We start from the raw sequence: 14,843 nt of genomic DNA, 5'->3' as shown, positions 1-14,843 counted from the left end.
GCGGTATCGCGCACGCGCCGGCCCGGGGGACTACAGGGCGCCGTCTTCCAGCGCCGGCGCCGTTTGCGGCGTCATCATGTGACCGAGCTTGCTTTGCTTGGTATTCAGGTAGTGCTGGTTGAAGGCGTTGCGGTTGACCAGCAGCGGCACCCGTTCGGCCACCGTGATGCCCAGCGCTTCCATGGCGGCGATCTTGCGCGGGTTGTTCGTCATCAAGCGCAGGCTGTGGATGCCGAATTGCGCAAACATGGGCTTGCACAGGGTGTAGTTGCGCGCGTCGGCCTTGAAGCCCAGCTGTTCATTCGCCTGCACCGTGTCGGCGCCCGCTTCCTGCAGGCGGTAGGCGCGGATCTTGTTGATCAAGCCGATGCCGCGTCCTTCCTGGCGCAGGTACAGCAAGATGCCGCGGCCTTCTTCGGCGATGCGTTTCAAGGCGCCCTCGAGCTGGGCGCCGCAGTCGCAGCGCTGCGAAAACAGCACGTCGCCCGTCAGGCACTCGGAATGCACGCGCGCCAGCACCGGTTCGCCGTTGCCGATATCGCCCAGCACCATGGCCAGGTGTTCTTTACCAGTGGCGTGCTCGACAAAGGCGTGCAGGGTGAACTGTGCCCACGGCGTCGGCAGTGCGCAGGAAGTCGTGTAATCCAATTCGCCTGTCGCCAGGAGGTCTGCGCCGCTTTGCATGGTTGTGCTCATATAGGTAATTGTCAAAAATAAAAGGCGCGCGACACCACTCCGGTGCCGGCGCGCCCTGTCATCATACCAAAAAGCAGGGGAAGCCATTTCCCCTGGCTGAGATTTGAAAGCTGGAATGCCTGGTGATATTGCTCTAATTGCGGCCGGATCAGCCTTTTACAAGACGGCCGGCCTTGCCGAAGCCCCGCTCCACCAGCAACAGCATGCCGCCGAAGATGGACAGGTTCTTCAGGAAGTTCGTCAGCTGGTCCTGGAAGTGGGCCGCGTCCGCGCTCCAGAACGCGTGGAAGATCACGGTGGTCGGAATCAGGAACAGCGCCAGGGCCAGCGCCGCCCAGCGCGCCTGCCAGCCCGTGATCAGGAGCAGGCCGCCGCCCACTTCCAGCACGATCACGCCCACCAGCAAAATATTCGCGATCGGCAAGCCCTGGCTGGCCATGTAGCCGGCCACGCCCGCGAAGGCGCCGATTTTCAGCAAGCCCGAGACAAAGAACAGCACGCCAAGGGCGGCACGGCCGAGGGGCAGCAATACATTGGTTTTGTTTTCCATGATTTTCTCTTTCTTTATATTTATCAATTATTTGGGTAAGTCGAAGACCAGGAATTCCGCGTCTTCAGGCTGGGTGATTGTCACGGCCGCTTCCTGCGTCAGTTTCAGCGCATCGCCCGCTTTCAAGGGCGTGCCGTTGACCACCAGGCTGCCGCGGATCAGGTGCACATAGGCGAGGCGGCCTTCTTGCAGCGCGTGTTCGGCCTGTTCGCCTTCCTGCAGGATGCTGGCGTAGATGGCCGCATCCTGGTGGATCAGCACGGAACCCTGGCGGCCGTCGGAGGAAGCGATCAGGCGCAGCTTGCCCCGTTTGCTGTCCGGCGCGAAGTGTTTCTCTTCGTAGCTGGGCGGAATGCCCGTCACGTTCGGCTGGATCCAGATCTGCAGGAAGTGCAAGCCATCCGTTGCCGAGTGATTGAACTCGCTGTGGCGCACGCCGCTGCCGGCGCTCATGCGCTGCACGTCGCCGTAGTGCAGGACGGAGCCGGTACCCATGCTGTCCTTGTGTTCCAGCGTGCCGTCGAGCACATACGAAATGATTTCCATGTCGCGGTGGCCGTGCGTGCCGAAACCCTGGCCTGGCGTGACGCGGTCTTCATTGATCACCAGCAGGGGGCCAAAGCCCATGTGCAGCGGATCGTGGTAGCTGCCGAAGGAAAAGCTGTGGTGGGAATTGAGCCAGCCGTGGTTGGCGGCGCCGCGTTCTTCGCTGTGACGAATCTGTAACATGGTGGACTCCGTTTCTATAAGTTAATGTGCGATAATTTCGAAGGACCGTTGCCTGGCGCTACGCCGCGGCTCTTTTCTGCCCTTCGCTGTACGATGGAGAAAGTATAGGCCCCTGTGTCGGGAAAGAAAAACGGAAAATCTTGCGACCTATGATCGAAAAAATCGAATGTTAAGACTGAGCCTGGAAGCCCTGCAAATCGTCGACGCCATCGACCGCCGCGGATCGTTCTCGTCGGCCGGCAAGGAGTTGCACAAAGTCCCGTCCACCATTTCCTATACGGTGGCCAAGCTGGAAGACGACCTCGGTGTGCAAGTGTTCCAGCGCAACGGCCCGAAAGTCATGCTGACGGCGGCCGGCCAGGAATTGCTGAAAGAGGGCCGCTACCTGCTGAAGGCGGCGCAAGACCTCGAACACCGCGTGCGCCGGGTGGCGTCCGGTTGGGAAACGGAATTGTCCATCGGCATCGATTCCATGTTTTCCGCCGTGGCCCTGGCCGACGACGTGCGCGCCTTCTATGACGTGGCGCAGCAGACGCGCTTGCGCCTGTCGCAAGACACGCTGTCGGGCACGTGGGAAGCGCTGCTGGACCGGCGGGCCGACTTGCTGGTGGGCGCGCCTGGCGACGGGCCGGCGGGCGGCGGCTATATCGCGCAGCCGATCGGCATGCTCGACTTCGTGTTTGCCGTGGCGCCCACGCATCCGCTGGCGCAGGTGCAGGAGCCCTTGTCGCGCGGCCACCTGCAGCAGCACCGGGCCGTGGTGGTGGCCGATTCGGCGCGCCAGATGGCGCCGCGCACGGTGGGCCTGCTGCTGGGGCAGGATGCCTTGAGCGTGCCGAACATGCAGGTCAAGTTCGACTACCAGGTGCTGGGGCTGGGCTTTGGCTTCCTGCCGGGACCGTGCGCCCGCGCCGCCATCGCGCGTGGCTTGCTGGTGGAAAAGGCCGTGGAAGAGCCGAAACCGTCGGAAACGTTTTACCTGGCCTGGAGAGTGGGTGAGGATGGCGCGGCGCTGCGCTGGTGGATGGCGCGCATGCGCGAACCGGATGTGTTTGCCCGCCTGGCGCAGCATCTGCCGGGCCATTCGGCGTAGGTCTTAAAATGTTGACATACGCCAACATTTTTAAGTTACCATATTCACAGTATTTCCGCCCGACCTCCACGCCCCACAGTGGGATTTTGATGATTACACACACCGCAGCGCCCCTGATCTGTTCCCCTGACCTGGCCCAAGAGTGGGGTTGCCATGCTTGAGGCGAAGGTTGCGCTGTGCCTGCGCCTGGCCCAGGATGCCCGTGAACAGGCGGGGCCGCAGCAGGCCGCCACCCTGGCGCGGCTGGAGGAGGAGCTGGAGCGGCTGCGCGGCGCCAGCCGGCCCGTGGTGCGCGTGGCGCCCCCCGACGCCTTGCTGGAAATCGATCCCGACGGCTTCTTGATCGGCTGGAACCATGGCGCCGAACAGATGTTCGGCTATTCCGAGCTGGAAGCCCTGGGCCAGCACATCCTGTTCCTGTATCCGGAAGACGACGCGGAAGCGAGCGTGCTGGAATTGCATTTCACGCAGGGCGACGTGGCCACCGATGTGCGCCGGCGCAAGAAGTCGGGCATGGTGACGTGGCTGCGCATGCACCGCCACGTGATCCACGACCAGGCGGGCAAGGCGTGCGGCATGGCCGTGCGCCTGTCGGCCATGAGCGAGCCGCTGTCCGACGTGGACAAGGTAAGGTTGCACGCACGTATCATCGAAGACAGCGAGCAAGCCGTGCTGATCACGGATGCGGAAGAGCGCATCGTCTCCATCAACAGCTCGTTTAGCCGCATCACCGGCTATTCGCCGGCCGAAGCCATCGGCCGCACGCCGGACTTGCTGCGCTCGGGCGTGCACGATCCCGACTTCCGCGCCAAGGTGCGCGCCGCCATGCGCGGGCACGGCTCCTGGCGCGGCGAAATCATCGGCAAGCGCAAGAATGGCGAACTGTTCCCGCAAGACGTCACCATCAGCGTGGTGCGCGACGAATTCGGCGAAATCAGCCACGTGTTTTCCCTGTTTTCCGACATCAGCGTGCACAAGGATGCCGAGGCGCGCATGCAGCGCATGGCCAACTACGACAGCCTGACGGGCTTGCCCAACCGCTGCCTGCTGAACCAGCTGGTCGACCAGGGCCTGGCCGAGGCGAAACGCCAGGGCACGCATGGCGCGCTGATGGTCATCGACATCAGCCGCATCGGTTCCATCAGCGACACGCTGGGCCATGAAGTGGGCGACCAGCTGGTGATCGCCATCGGCCAGCTGTTCCGCGGCGCCCTGCGCGACGCCGACATCCTGGCGCGCGTCGACAACAGCAAGTTCGTCGTCGCCCTGCTGCATATCGAAAAGCGCGAACACGCGGCCAACGTGGCGCAAAAGCTGCTCAATTTGCTGGAAGCACCGATCAATATCGATGCGCACGCCCTGCACGTAGGCGCCAGCATCGGCATCACCGTGTATCCGGAAGACGGCCTGGAAGCGCCGGCCCTGTTCCGCTTTGCCGACGTGGCCGTGGCCAAGGCGGGGCAGACGATCGAATCGACCTTCCTGTTTTACCGCGAAGACATGAATCGCCGGGCCAAGGAACATTTGCGCCTGGAAAGCGAAATGCGCCTGGCGCTGGGCGACAAGGAACTGGAATTGCATTACCAGCCGAAAGTGAGCCTGGCCAGCGGGCGTATCGTGGGCGCGGAAGCCTTGCTGCGCTGGAAGCATCCGATGCGCGGCATGGTCTCGCCCGGCCTCTTCATCCCCGTCGCCGAGGAAACCAGCCTGATTCTGGAGCTGGGCACCTGGGTGCTGGACGAGGCGTGCCGCCAGATCCGCAGCTGGGAAGACCGCGGCCTGCACATGCCGGCCATCGCCGTCAACCTGTCGGCGCGCCAGTTCGATGAACAGTTGCCGGCGCGCATAGCCGCCGTGCTGGAACGCTACGGCGTGCGGCCCGACCAGATCATGCTGGAAATCACGGAAAGCCTGTTGATGCGCGGCGCCGACAAGGTGATCGACATCATGAACCAGCTGGTGGCCATGGGCCTGGCGCTGGCGCTGGACGACTTCGGCACCGGCTATTCCAGCCTGGCCTACCTGAAGAAATTTCCCATCAGCACCTTGAAAATCGACCGCTCCTTCGTCATCGGCTTGCCGTTCGAGGAAAACGATTGCGCCATCGCCCGCGCCATCGTCACCATGGCGCAGCAGTTGCGCCAGGAAATCGTCGCCGAAGGGGTGGAAACGGCCGAGCAGATGCGCTTCCTGCGCGAACTCGGCTGCGACCAGCTGCAAGGTTATCTGTTCAGCCCGGCCGTGCCGGCGGCTGAATTCGAGCTGATGCTGGGTGAAGGCCGGCAATTGCGGCTGGAAGAACTGGCGCTTTAAGCGCCACCCAGCTGCACTTTTTCCAGCAGATAATCGAGCATCACGCGCACCCGCGCGGGCACTTGCAAGCCCGGTCCCACGAAGACGGCGTGCACGACTTCCTTGTCGCCCGGGTTGTAGTCCTGCAGCACGGGTAGCAAATCGCCTCGCTCGATGTCGCGCAGCACGTGCTGGCGCGAAAAGCGTCCCAGCCCCATGCCGGCCAGCACCAGCTGGCGCATGCTTTCGCCATCGCTGACGCAGGTATTGCCTTGCGGCGCCACTTGCACGGTGTTGCCAGCCTCATCGAGGAAGGGCCAGGTTTCGTTCTGGCAGCGGAAGTTAAACGCCAATAAATTGTGCTGTGACAACTCCTGCGGCGTGCGCGGCAAGCCGTGGCGCGCCGCGTAGGCGGGCGACGCCACGACGACCATCGCATCCTCGCCCAGTTTGCGCGCCACCAGGTTCGATTCCTTCAGCTTGCCCGTGCGGATGGCGATGTCGGTGCGGTCTTCCAGCAGATCGACGATGGCGTCGCTGACGACGACGTCGAGCACGATGTCGGGATAGCGCTGCGCGAACTCGGGCAGGATGGGCAGCAGATGGCGCACGCCGAACGGCACGAAACAGTTGATGCGCAGGCGCCCGCGCGGCGCGGCGCCCTGCGATGCTTCGCGCTCGGCGCTCTCGATATCGTCGAGGATGCGCTTGCACTGGATAAAGAAGGCGTCGCCCTCGGGCGTCGTGTGCAGCTGGCGCGTGCTGCGCTGGAGCAGCCGCGCGCCGAGCCGCGCTTCCAGTCGATTGACGAGCTTGCTGACGGCCGACGGCGTCAAGGCCAGGCGGCGCGCGGCGGCGGAAAAGGCGCCCGTTTCCACCACGGCGGCAAACACAGCCATTTCGAACGCGCGGTTGATGTCTTGCCTGGCCATTATTGAATCCATTTCACAGGTGTTTCCATTATTGGAGTCTATATCAAAAGCGTTTGCATCGATACACTGGCTGGCTTGAACTCTGCCGGAGAAATACCATGACCACCGCAAACCCTGTTTCCACTTCAGCCAGCAAGATGCCGCCCGGCGTGCTGGCGCTGGCCGTCGGCGCCTTTGCCATCGGCGTGACCGAATTCATCGTCGTCGGCATCTTGCCGACCATCGCGAAAGATTTGCATATTTCCATCGAATCGGCCGGCTCGCTGGTCAGCCTGTATGCGCTGGCGCTGGCCATCGGCACGCCGCTGCTGGTGCTGCTGATGTCGCGCCTGCCGCGCAAGGCTGCCCTGCTGGGGCTGATGAGCGTGTTCCTGGCCGGTAACCTGCTGGCCGCCTTTTCGCACACGTTCGAACTGTTGCTGCTGGGAAGGGTCATCACGGCCGTGGCGCACGGCACCTTCTTTGCCATCGGCGCCACCGTGGCCGCCAGCCTCGTCACCAAGGCGCAGGCGGGCAGGGCGATTTCCGTGATGTTTGCCGGATTGACCCTGGCCATGGTGATCGGCGTGCCCTTTGGTAGTTTCCTCGGCAACTTGATGGGCTGGCGTCTGCCCTTCTTTGCCGTGGTGCTGCTGGCCGCGCTGGGCCTGGCCGCCATGGCGCGCTGGTTGCCGGCCGGTTTGCAGCAGGGCAAGGGCGGCAAGGCCATGACGCAGTTGGCGGCCCTCGGTAGCGGCCCCATCCTCACCATGATGGCGGTGACGACGTTTGGCTTCGGCAGCAGCTTTGCCGCGTTCACGTTTATTACGCCCATCCTGACGGATGTGACGGGGTTTTCCGCCACCATGGCCAGCGCCTTGCTGATCGTGTTTGGCGCCGCCACCTTTGCCGGCAACCTGGCGGGCGGCTACCTGACCAGCCACCTGGGCTGGCAAAAGGCCTTGCGCGCGATGCTGCTATTGCTGGCCGTCACGCAAGCGGGCGTGGCGCTGAGCATCAGTTCGCCCTGGATGATGACGGTGATGCTGTTCGTCTGGGGCGTGTTCGCCTTCGGCCTGTCGCCCGCCCTGCAGGCAGGCATGCTGGCCACGGCCGAGCGCTACACGCCGCACGCCGTCGATTTCGCCTCGGGCCTGAACATTTCCGCGTTTAACCTCGGCATTTCCTTCGGTTCCATGCTCGGTGCGCTGATGGTTTCGCGCCAGCTGATGGCGTCGTCGCCCTGGGCCGGCGTGGCCGCCGCGCTGCTGGCCCTGCTGCCGCTGGCCTGGCTGGCGCGCAAGAACCTGGCGTCGCACGTGGCGGGCGCGGCCGCGCACTGAAGTTCAGGTATGCACGGCGACGGCCGGTGCCGCTTTCTTCATGCGCTGCGCCATGTAGGAGCTGCCCATCGACGCGGCCATGATCATGGCGATGGCCAGCCATTGCGGCGCGTCCAGCCGTTCGTCGAGCAGGATGAACGCCAGCATGGCGGCCACGGCCGGTTCCATGCTGCTCATGATGCCGAAGGCCTGCGGCGTCAGCCGTTTCAGGGCCACCATTTCCAGCGAGATCGGGATGGCGCTGGAAATGAGCGCGACGCCCAGGCCCACGCCCAGCACGACGGGTGAGAGCAGGGCGACGCCGCTATGCATCACGCCGACGGGCACGACCACCAGCGCGGCCATGGCCAGGCCCAGCGACACGGAGTGGCCCGCATGCAAATGGCTGGCGCGCTTGCCGAAGACGATGTACGAAGCCCAGCAGACGGCCGCGCCCAGGGCGAACAGCACGCCCGTGGGATCGAGATTGCTGACGTCGTGACCCAGCGGCAACAGCAGCGCCAATCCCGCCACGGCCAGGGCCACCCAGACGAAGTCGAGCGGGCGGCGCGAGGCCAGCAGGGCCACGGCCAGCGGGCCGGAAAACTCGATGGCGACGGCGATGCCGAACGGTATCGTGCGCAAGGCCATGTAGAAGCACAGGTTCGTCAGCCCCAGCGCCGCGCCGTACAGGGCCACCGTGCGCAGGTCGGCGCGGCTCAGCTGCCAGCGCCACGGGCGCCAGAACAGCAACAGCAGCAGCGCGGAAAAGCCCACGCGCACGGCCGTCGTGCCTTGCGCGCCCACCAGCGGGAACAGGCTGTGCTTGGCCCACGACGTGCCCAGTCCCAGGCAGGTGACGGAACCGAGGATGGCCAGCAGGGGAATCAAGGAGGAATAGCGGCGTAATGGCATGGTGATAAATGGCTTGATATCGAAGTGGTGAAAGTTTATTGTGTCTGCTCCGATATTTGCACTGCATTTTGACCTTTATGACGCAACTTTCGCTCACGCCTGCTGTCGCCCTTGACGCCTTCGACCTGGCCATCCTCGATATCTTGCAGCGCGATAACACGACCTCGCAGCGCGAAATCGCCCAAGCCGTGCACTTGTCCGCGCCGGCCGTGCAGCGGCGCATCCGCCGCCTGCGCGAGAGCGGGGTGATCCGCAAGGAGGTGGCCGTGCTCGACGCCAGCCGCCTGGGCCGTCCCCTGATACTGACGGTGGAAGTGCATTTGCACGACGAGCATCCGCTGCGCACGGCCGGCATGCGCGCCCGCATCATGGCCGAACCCGCCATCCAGCAGTGCTACGGCATCACGGGCGAGGCCGATTACCTGCTGGTCATCACGGCCAGCAGCATGGCCGAATACGAGGCGCTGACGGAACGCCTGTTCGGCGGCGACGACAATATCCGCCGCTACCGCACGTCGGTGGCCTTGACTTGCCTCAAGATGGGCTTGCATGTGCCGCTGACATAGAACAAGGGCCAGGCAGATGAGCATTTCTAACCAGATACAAGCGGCCATGCTGGCCGCCATGCCCGCCAGCATGCGCGCCGCCGTGGCAGGGTACGACTGGGCGCGCGACAGCGTCGGTGAGTCGGACGCTGCCGTCTACCGCTTGCAGGGCAGGGATGGCGCGCCGGACCTGTTCCTGAAACACGGCACGGGTGCCGCCGCTGCCGAGCTCGCCGACGAACTGGCGCGCCTGCGCTGGCTGGCGCAGTACCTGCCCGTGCCGGCCGTGGTGCAATTTGCCCGCGCGGCAAGCCCGGAACAGGCATGGCTGCTGACGGCGGCCATGCCTGGCAACACGGCGTGCCAGGTGCTGGAAGACAATCCTGCGTTGGGTCCCGCCGTGGCCGACGCGCTGGCGGCCTTCCTGCGCCGCCTGCACGCGCTTCCCGTCAGCGACTGCCCATTCGACGCCAGCCATGCCGTGCGGCTGGCCCAGGCGCGCCGGCGCATCGATGCGGGCTTCGTCGATGCCGGCGATTTCGATGCCGAGCGGGAAGGCTGGACGGCGCAGCAAGTGTGGCTGGCGCTGCAAGACTACCTGCCGCTCACCCCCGACCTCGTCGTCACGCATGGCGATTTTTCGCTGGAAAATATCCTGATGCACGATGGCGCCGTCGTCGGCTGCCTCGACGTGGGCCGGGCGGGCGTTGCCGACCGCTATCAGGACCTGGCCATCGTTTGGCGTGCTCTTGGTGAGTTGGACGCCGCGCTACCGCCAAGGTTTGTTCAGCACTATGGGATCGTTGATATCGATCAAGGCAAGCTGCAATTCCATTTGCTGCTCGACGAGCTGTTTTGAATGCAGGCAGTCATCACGGCTCTTCGCGCTCGGCGTCGCGTTCGCGGCAACTCAAGGATGCGTAATGGCCCTTGGGCAGCGTGGCCTGGATGGCCACTTCGCGCAGGTTTTTCCGGATATCGACGGGGTCGGTCAGGGTGCAGCGCTGGGCGCGGGCGAACGCCTGCAGCTTTTGCGTGCTGCCGTTTACCTTTACCGTCACGCCGGCCCCGGGGCTGACGCAGCAGCCTATGTATTGCGTGATGTATTCCTCTTCGATGAGCACCAGTTCGTGTCCCATGAAGCTGGCCGGTTTCTTGAGCAGGTAATAATCCGTGTAGTCGAAGCGCTGGTTGGGGCGCTTGCCGATAAAACCTTCGCGCATGTAGGCGGCGATGGCCTTGCCGGAGGTGCCCACTCGCTGCGTCGTGCCCTTTTTCAGGTGCAGCGCATGGATCAGGCCGTTTTCGAGTCCCCCGTCGGCAGCGGCAGCAGATGCTGCAGCGGCGGCGCTGGTGCAAGTGGCGGCGGCGAGCAGAAGAGCGCCGAGCAGGCGGCGGGTGCGGTATTCAGGCATGGGAATGATTTCTTGCATATATTTCACGGGTGGAGGAGAAGAAGCGCAGTGTAGCCCACGCCGGCCTGGGCGCGTGGCACAATGCGTGTTCCGCATGCCACTCACCCCAGGACTTTCATGACCCGCGCCATCCTTGACCAAGCCCAGATCCATTCCGCCGCCCGCCCTTTGATCGGCAGCAAGCACAAGGACATCGTGCGCGAAGTGCAGGCGGCCATCGCCGCGCACCAGGTGGTCGTCGTCGGCATGGCGCTCAATCCGTTTCCGCGCAAGGCGCGCAAGATCCTCGACGTGCTGGGCACGCCCTACCAGTACTTGCAATACGGCAGCTATTTGAACCAGTGGCACCGCCGCAATGCCCTCAAGATGTGGACGGGCTGGCCCACGTTCCCCATGGTCTTTGTCAACGGGGTGCTCATCGGTGGCGCCAGCGAGCTGCACAAGCTCGTGGAAAACGGCGAGTTCAGCGCCATGCTGGCAAAGAAAGTGCGCGAGTTTTAAGCGCTGCCTTACTCGCCCGGCCGCCACGGCGACTTGCGCGTGCGCAAGGGGTCGAGCAAGCTGCGCAGATCGTTGTGGTCGAGCTCGTACATCAGCGCAATGAGACTGCCCAGTTCGCCCGAGGGAAAGCCCTCGCGCGCGAACCAGCCCAGGTAGTGGCCCGGCAAGTCGGCCAGCAAGCGTCCCTGATATTTCCCATATGGCATTTCGCGCGTGACCAGCAGCGCCAGTTTTTCTGAATTCATGGTGGTGACCCCGTGTGGATGCGGCCAGTGTAGCAGATCGCTCAATTGTTGATTCGTACGCAACTATCTTCTGCCTGATGAGGTATTTTTCGAAACAAAGAAAACCCCGATACTGCATGCCAACATCATTTATCGGAGTTTGCCATGCCCATTGCCTTGCTCGCGCTGACCCTCAGCGCATTTGCCATCGGAACCACGGAGTTTGTCATCGTCGGGCTGTTGCCTACCATCGCCGCCGACCTGGGCGTCAACCTGCCATCGGCCGGCTTGCTGGTCAGCCTGTATGCGCTGGGTGTCGCCGTCGGCGCGCCCGTGCTGACTGCCCTGACGGGCAAGATTGCGCGCAAGACCTTGCTGCTCTCGCTGATGGTCTTGTTCACCTTGGGTAACTTGCTGGCCTGGAAATCGCCGGGCTACGAAACTCTCGTCATCGCCCGCATCCTGACGGGGCTGGCGCATGGCGTCTTCTTTTCCATCGGCTCGACCATCGCCACGTCCCTGGTGCCGAAAGACAAGGCGGCCAGCGCGATCGCCATCATGTTTACGGGCTTGACCGTGGCCCTGGTGACGGGCGTGCCGCTGGGTACATTCATCGGCCAGCATTTCGGCTGGCGCGAAACTTTCCTCGCCGTTTCGGCGCTGGGCTTGATCGCCTTTGTCGGCAGCCTGCTGTACGTGCCATCGACCATCAAGCACAGCAAACCGGCCTCGCTGCTGCAGCAAGTGCAGGTGCTGGGCCAGCCGCGCCTGCTACTGGTGTACGCCATGACGGCCGTCGGCTATGGCGGTTCCTTCATCGCCTTCACGTATTTGGCGCCGATTCTGCAGCAAGTGTCGGGTTTCAGCGCCGGCGCCGTGGGCGTGGTGATGCTCGTGTATGGCGTCTCCGTGGCGTTCGGTAATATCTGGGGCGGCAAGCTGGCCGACAAGAAAGGCCCCGTCAGCGCCCTGAAACTGATCTTCCTGCTGCTGGCGGCCGTCTTGTTGCTGCTCACCTTCACGGCGCCGCATCCCGTGCTCGTCGTCATCACCGTGCTGCTGTGGGGCGCCGTGGCTTTCGGTAACGTGGCTGGTTTGCAAGTATATGTCGTGCAGCAAGCGGAACATTTCACGCCCCGTGCCGTCGATGTGGCGTCCGGCCTGAATATCGCCGCTTTTAATCTGGGCATCGCCGGCGGCGCCTGGGGTGGCGGCCTCATCGTGGAACACCTGGGCCTCGTGCACACGGGCTGGATCGGCGCTCTCGTCGTGCTGGGCGCATTCGGCTTGACGGCCCTGAGCGGCCGCCTGGACCGTTTGAACCCGATCTCCGTGCGGCCCGCTGGCGCAAAAGCGATGCGGGCGACGGGGCATTGAGAAGCGGGGCGTCCGCTTGGCGTCGCTTCCACGGTGCAGCTTGCCTGTAATCAAGCTGAAATATTTGTCGTTTATGCTCCGGCCTCGTATTCCAGCAGGTCTGTCCCACGATATTTATTTATAACGGAAGAAACAAAAAATGTCGAATTACGCCCCTGAGTCCTCACGCCGCCGCCTGTTGCAACTGTTTGCCGGTGCCCCCATGCTGCCTTTGGCCGGCTTGACCGGCGTCAGCGCTTTTCTGTCCGGTTGTGGCGGCAGTTCGGATAACGACGTGCCAGCGGTGACGCCGCCAGTCGTTCCTGCCGCGACGTTTACCACGGCGGAATTCACCGGCATGGCCGCGCCACTGGCGAGTTCGCCTGCCGCGCTGGCCACGACCACCGTCGGCTCCAAGCTCAAGGTCAATTTCAGCGATGGCAGCAGCAACAGCTATAACCTGGCGTACCAGCCTTTCTTCCTGACGGGCGACCGGGTGCCGGACGGCAAGGGCGGCACCGTGATCGCGGGCGGCTACTTCGACATCAAGAACCAGCCCATCATCGACAGTTCGGTGCCGGGCAAGGAACGCCAGTTCTTCTCGGATTCGCCGGACGGCAGCTCGATGCTGACGGTGGCCAACGCCAGCGTGAGCGGCGTCAAGGGCAAGCCGGTGTTTGCCGTGGTGCAATTTGAATACAACTCGCTGAACCAGGCCGGCGCCTCCACCTATGGCACGCTGCCGTCGCCGATCGCCGTGCTGAGCCTGGACCAGGACCAGACCACCGGCAAGCTATCGCTGGTGAAATACCACAACGTCGATACCTCGCTGGTGAAGGGCCTGTGGATTACCTGCGGCGCCAGCTTGTCGCCGTGGAATACCCATCTGTCGAGCGAAGAGTACGAACCCGACGCCTTCGACCAGGGCCTGGGTGGCCAGACCTTGGCCGTGCTCAAGGAATTCAGCAAGAACGTCTTCGGCGATACGACGACCGCCAATCCGTACGACTACGGCCACCTGCCGGAAGTGTCGGTCAACCCGGACGGCACCGGCAGCATCAAGAAGCACTATTGCCTGGGCCGCTACTCGCGCGAACTGGTGCAGGTGATGCCGGACCAGCGCACCATCCTGGGCGGCGACGACTATACGAATGGCGGACTGTTCATGTTCGTGGCCGACAAGGTGGCCGACCTGGCCGCAGGCGGCACCCTGTACGTCGCCAAATACACGACCCAGCTGACCGAGACCACTACCGGCAAGCTGCAATGGGTCAAGCTGGGCCATGCGACGCACGCCGAGATCAAGGCGCTGGTCGACGGCGGCATCAAGGCCACCGACATCATGGATTCGACCCTGGCCGATCCGTCCGACGCCAGCTACACGAAGATCGTGCTGAACAAGAAAACCGCCTGGGTCAGGGTCAAGGCCGGCCAGGAAAAAGCCGCCGCCTTCCTGGAAACCCACCGTTACGCGGCCCTCAAGGGCGGCAGCATGGCCTTTACCAAGAACGAAGGCACGACGGTCAACGCCAAGGACAAGATTGCCTACTCGGCGTATGCCAACATCCAGGATTCGATGGTCGAAGGCGGTTCGGGCTACGTGGCCGGCCACAACGTCAAGTTCAAGAAACTGGTGGCGGGCGCCGTCGTGTCGCACAAGCTGACGGGCGGACAGAAGGATGACACGGGCGCGGCGATCGACAGCGAATGGGTGCCAAGCGAGTCGACCCTGCTGATCGCGGGCGAAGACATCGCGGCCGATGGCCTGGGCAACACGGCCAACCCGGCCAAGATCGCCAGCCCCGACAACCTGAAGTTCTCGGAAAAACTGCGCACCCTGTTCATCGGCGAGGACAGCGGCAACCACCTGAACAACTTCCTGTGGGCGTATAACGTCGATACCAAGAAGCTGGAGCGCTTGCTGTCGTGCCCGGCGGGCGCGGAATCGACGGGCCTGCATGCGGTCGATGAAATCAATGGCTGGACTTATGTGATGAGCAACTTCCAGCATCCGGGCGACGAGTGGAGCCGCTTCCCCGCCTTGCCGTCCGCGCTGAAGGACCAGATCAACATCATCATCAACACCAACTACAACAGCAAGGCCAGCGGCGCTGTCGGCTACCTGACGGCGGAACTGGCGCAGGTGAAACTGTCGAAATGATGCGCGTCAGCTGACGCCGCAGCGGGCACGCAGGGCAGGCAGGCGCAGGCCTTCCCTGCCGGTGCGTGCCCCTCGCCATCCGCTCCGTCCCTTGACGTTGGTGACGGGGCGTTGGGCGTGGCGGCGCCCGGCG

The 14,843-nt window shown here is 63.7% G+C and carries 15 protein-coding genes; 8 read left to right on the top strand and 7 right to left on the bottom strand.

From position 1 onward, the window contains the following. Window positions 1–30: 30 nt before the first annotated feature. From ribA to O3299_RS12065, 3 genes are all read right to left on the bottom strand, one after another. A complete protein-coding gene (gene ribA / locus O3299_RS12075) occupies window positions 31–684 on the bottom strand; it encodes a GTP cyclohydrolase II (protein ID WP_077407024.1) in 654 nt (217 codons plus the stop codon). A 160-nt stretch (window positions 685–844) separates the two neighbouring features. Continuing rightward, the gene (locus O3299_RS12070; RefSeq protein WP_305062403.1) at window positions 845–1,246 is read right to left on the bottom strand and encodes a DoxX family protein; all 402 of its coding nucleotides are present in this window, start codon (window positions 1,244–1,246) and stop codon (window positions 845–847) included. Between the two features lie 27 nt (window positions 1,247–1,273). Further along, window positions 1,274–1,975, bottom strand: a complete 702-nt coding sequence (locus tag O3299_RS12065; protein WP_305062402.1) for a pirin family protein — start codon at window positions 1,973–1,975, stop codon at window positions 1,274–1,276. Window positions 1,976–2,141: 166 nt separating this feature from the next. On the opposite strand from O3299_RS12065, the gene O3299_RS12060 reads away from it, so the two are divergent. After that, complete coding sequence (locus O3299_RS12060) at window positions 2,142–3,068, top strand: LysR family transcriptional regulator (protein WP_251351450.1); 927 nt, start codon at window positions 2,142–2,144, stop codon at window positions 3,066–3,068. Between the two features lie 153 nt (window positions 3,069–3,221). Next, on the top strand, window positions 3,222–5,381 hold the full coding sequence (locus O3299_RS12055) for a bifunctional diguanylate cyclase/phosphodiesterase (protein ID WP_251351451.1): 2,160 nt from the start codon (window positions 3,222–3,224) through the stop codon (window positions 5,379–5,381). Here the strand turns inward: O3299_RS12055 and O3299_RS12050 are convergent. Next, window positions 5,378–6,304, bottom strand: coding sequence for a LysR family transcriptional regulator (locus O3299_RS12050; RefSeq protein ID WP_305062401.1), 927 nt, complete (start codon window positions 6,302–6,304; stop codon window positions 5,378–5,380). The genes O3299_RS12055 and O3299_RS12050 overlap by 4 nt on opposite strands. Window positions 6,305–6,390: 86 nt before the next feature. On the opposite strand from O3299_RS12050, the gene O3299_RS12045 reads away from it, so the two are divergent. Beyond that, window positions 6,391–7,614 carry an MFS transporter gene (locus O3299_RS12045; protein ID WP_305062400.1) on the top strand — a complete coding sequence of 408 codons (1,224 nt, stop codon included), beginning with the start codon at window positions 6,391–6,393 and terminating at the stop codon, window positions 7,612–7,614. A 3-nt stretch (window positions 7,615–7,617) separates the two neighbouring features. On the opposite strand, the gene O3299_RS12040 is transcribed toward O3299_RS12045, so the two are convergent. After that, entirely contained in the window at window positions 7,618–8,508 is an 891-nt protein-coding gene (locus O3299_RS12040) for a DMT family transporter (RefSeq protein ID WP_305052705.1), read from the bottom strand. A gap of 77 nt (window positions 8,509–8,585) precedes the next feature. On the opposite strand from O3299_RS12040, the gene O3299_RS12035 reads away from it, so the two are divergent. Next, window positions 8,586–9,074: an Lrp/AsnC family transcriptional regulator gene (locus tag O3299_RS12035; protein ID WP_305052704.1), complete on the top strand. Its 489-nt coding sequence runs from the start codon at window positions 8,586–8,588 to the stop codon at window positions 9,072–9,074. A gap of 16 nt (window positions 9,075–9,090) precedes the next feature. Then, window positions 9,091–9,912: an APH(3')-I family aminoglycoside O-phosphotransferase gene (locus O3299_RS12030; RefSeq protein ID WP_305052703.1), complete on the top strand. Its 822-nt coding sequence runs from the start codon at window positions 9,091–9,093 to the stop codon at window positions 9,910–9,912. Window positions 9,913–9,925: 13 nt separating this feature from the next. Here the strand turns inward: O3299_RS12030 and O3299_RS12025 are convergent, their stop codons facing one another. After that, window positions 9,926–10,468: a hypothetical protein gene (locus O3299_RS12025; protein WP_143451502.1), complete on the bottom strand. Its 543-nt coding sequence runs from the start codon at window positions 10,466–10,468 to the stop codon at window positions 9,926–9,928. Between the two features lie 117 nt (window positions 10,469–10,585). Here O3299_RS12025 and O3299_RS12020 point away from each other — a divergent pair, with 117 nt between their 5' ends. After that, entirely contained in the window at window positions 10,586–10,969 is a 384-nt protein-coding gene (locus O3299_RS12020) for a glutaredoxin (RefSeq protein ID WP_305062399.1), read from the top strand. A gap of 8 nt (window positions 10,970–10,977) precedes the next feature. Here O3299_RS12020 and O3299_RS12015 read toward each other — a convergent pair whose 3' ends face one another. Further along, window positions 10,978–11,214: a DUF3820 family protein gene (locus O3299_RS12015; RefSeq protein WP_034749909.1), complete on the bottom strand. Its 237-nt coding sequence runs from the start codon at window positions 11,212–11,214 to the stop codon at window positions 10,978–10,980. A 144-nt stretch (window positions 11,215–11,358) separates the two neighbouring features. Between O3299_RS12015 and O3299_RS12010 the strand changes: the two genes are divergently transcribed. Together O3299_RS12010 and O3299_RS12005 are read left to right on the top strand one after the other, a co-directional pair. After that, entirely contained in the window at window positions 11,359–12,570 is a 1,212-nt protein-coding gene (locus O3299_RS12010; RefSeq protein WP_099667185.1) for an MFS transporter, read from the top strand. Window positions 12,571–12,709: 139 nt separating this feature from the next. Next, on the top strand, window positions 12,710–14,710 hold the full coding sequence (locus O3299_RS12005; RefSeq protein WP_251351464.1) for a PhoX family phosphatase: 2,001 nt from the start codon (window positions 12,710–12,712) through the stop codon (window positions 14,708–14,710). Window positions 14,711–14,843: the final 133 nt, after the last annotated feature.

Origin of the sequence: Janthinobacterium sp. SUN176 (genome assembly GCF_030587335.1) — a bacterium.
Classification (GTDB): domain Bacteria; phylum Pseudomonadota; class Gammaproteobacteria; order Burkholderiales; family Burkholderiaceae_D; genus Janthinobacterium; species Janthinobacterium kumbetense.
The sequence above is the reverse complement of the archived record's forward strand: the minus strand, read 5'-3'. Positions and strand labels throughout refer to the sequence as shown.

What these genes read in the sequence shown, in the direction of transcription:
- O3299_RS12045 (WP_305062400.1), top strand. Translation starts at nt 6,391, where the DNA reads ATGACCACCGCAAACCCTGTTTCCACTTCAGCCAGCAAGATGCCGCCC.
- O3299_RS12065 (WP_305062402.1), bottom strand. Translation starts at nt 1,975, where the DNA reads ATGTTACAGATTCGTCACAGCGAAGAACGCGGCGCCGCCAACCACGGC.
- O3299_RS12010 (WP_099667185.1), top strand. Translation starts at nt 11,359, where the DNA reads ATGCCCATTGCCTTGCTCGCGCTGACCCTCAGCGCATTTGCCATCGGA.
- O3299_RS12015 (WP_034749909.1), bottom strand. Translation starts at nt 11,214, where the DNA reads ATGAATTCAGAAAAACTGGCGCTGCTGGTCACGCGCGAAATGCCATAT.
- O3299_RS12055 (WP_251351451.1), top strand. Translation starts at nt 3,222, where the DNA reads ATGCTTGAGGCGAAGGTTGCGCTGTGCCTGCGCCTGGCCCAGGATGCC.
- O3299_RS12005 (WP_251351464.1), top strand. Translation starts at nt 12,710, where the DNA reads ATGTCGAATTACGCCCCTGAGTCCTCACGCCGCCGCCTGTTGCAACTG.
- O3299_RS12070 (WP_305062403.1), bottom strand. Translation starts at nt 1,246, where the DNA reads ATGGAAAACAAAACCAATGTATTGCTGCCCCTCGGCCGTGCCGCCCTT.
- O3299_RS12030 (WP_305052703.1), top strand. Translation starts at nt 9,091, where the DNA reads ATGAGCATTTCTAACCAGATACAAGCGGCCATGCTGGCCGCCATGCCC.
- O3299_RS12050 (WP_305062401.1), bottom strand. Translation starts at nt 6,304, where the DNA reads ATGGATTCAATAATGGCCAGGCAAGACATCAACCGCGCGTTCGAAATG.
- O3299_RS12020 (WP_305062399.1), top strand. Translation starts at nt 10,586, where the DNA reads ATGACCCGCGCCATCCTTGACCAAGCCCAGATCCATTCCGCCGCCCGC.
- O3299_RS12060 (WP_251351450.1), top strand. Translation starts at nt 2,142, where the DNA reads ATGTTAAGACTGAGCCTGGAAGCCCTGCAAATCGTCGACGCCATCGAC.
- O3299_RS12040 (WP_305052705.1), bottom strand. Translation starts at nt 8,508, where the DNA reads ATGCCATTACGCCGCTATTCCTCCTTGATTCCCCTGCTGGCCATCCTC.
- ribA (WP_077407024.1), bottom strand. Translation starts at nt 684, where the DNA reads ATGCAAAGCGGCGCAGACCTCCTGGCGACAGGCGAATTGGATTACACG.
- O3299_RS12035 (WP_305052704.1), top strand. Translation starts at nt 8,586, where the DNA reads ATGACGCAACTTTCGCTCACGCCTGCTGTCGCCCTTGACGCCTTCGAC.
- O3299_RS12025 (WP_143451502.1), bottom strand. Translation starts at nt 10,468, where the DNA reads ATGCCTGAATACCGCACCCGCCGCCTGCTCGGCGCTCTTCTGCTCGCC.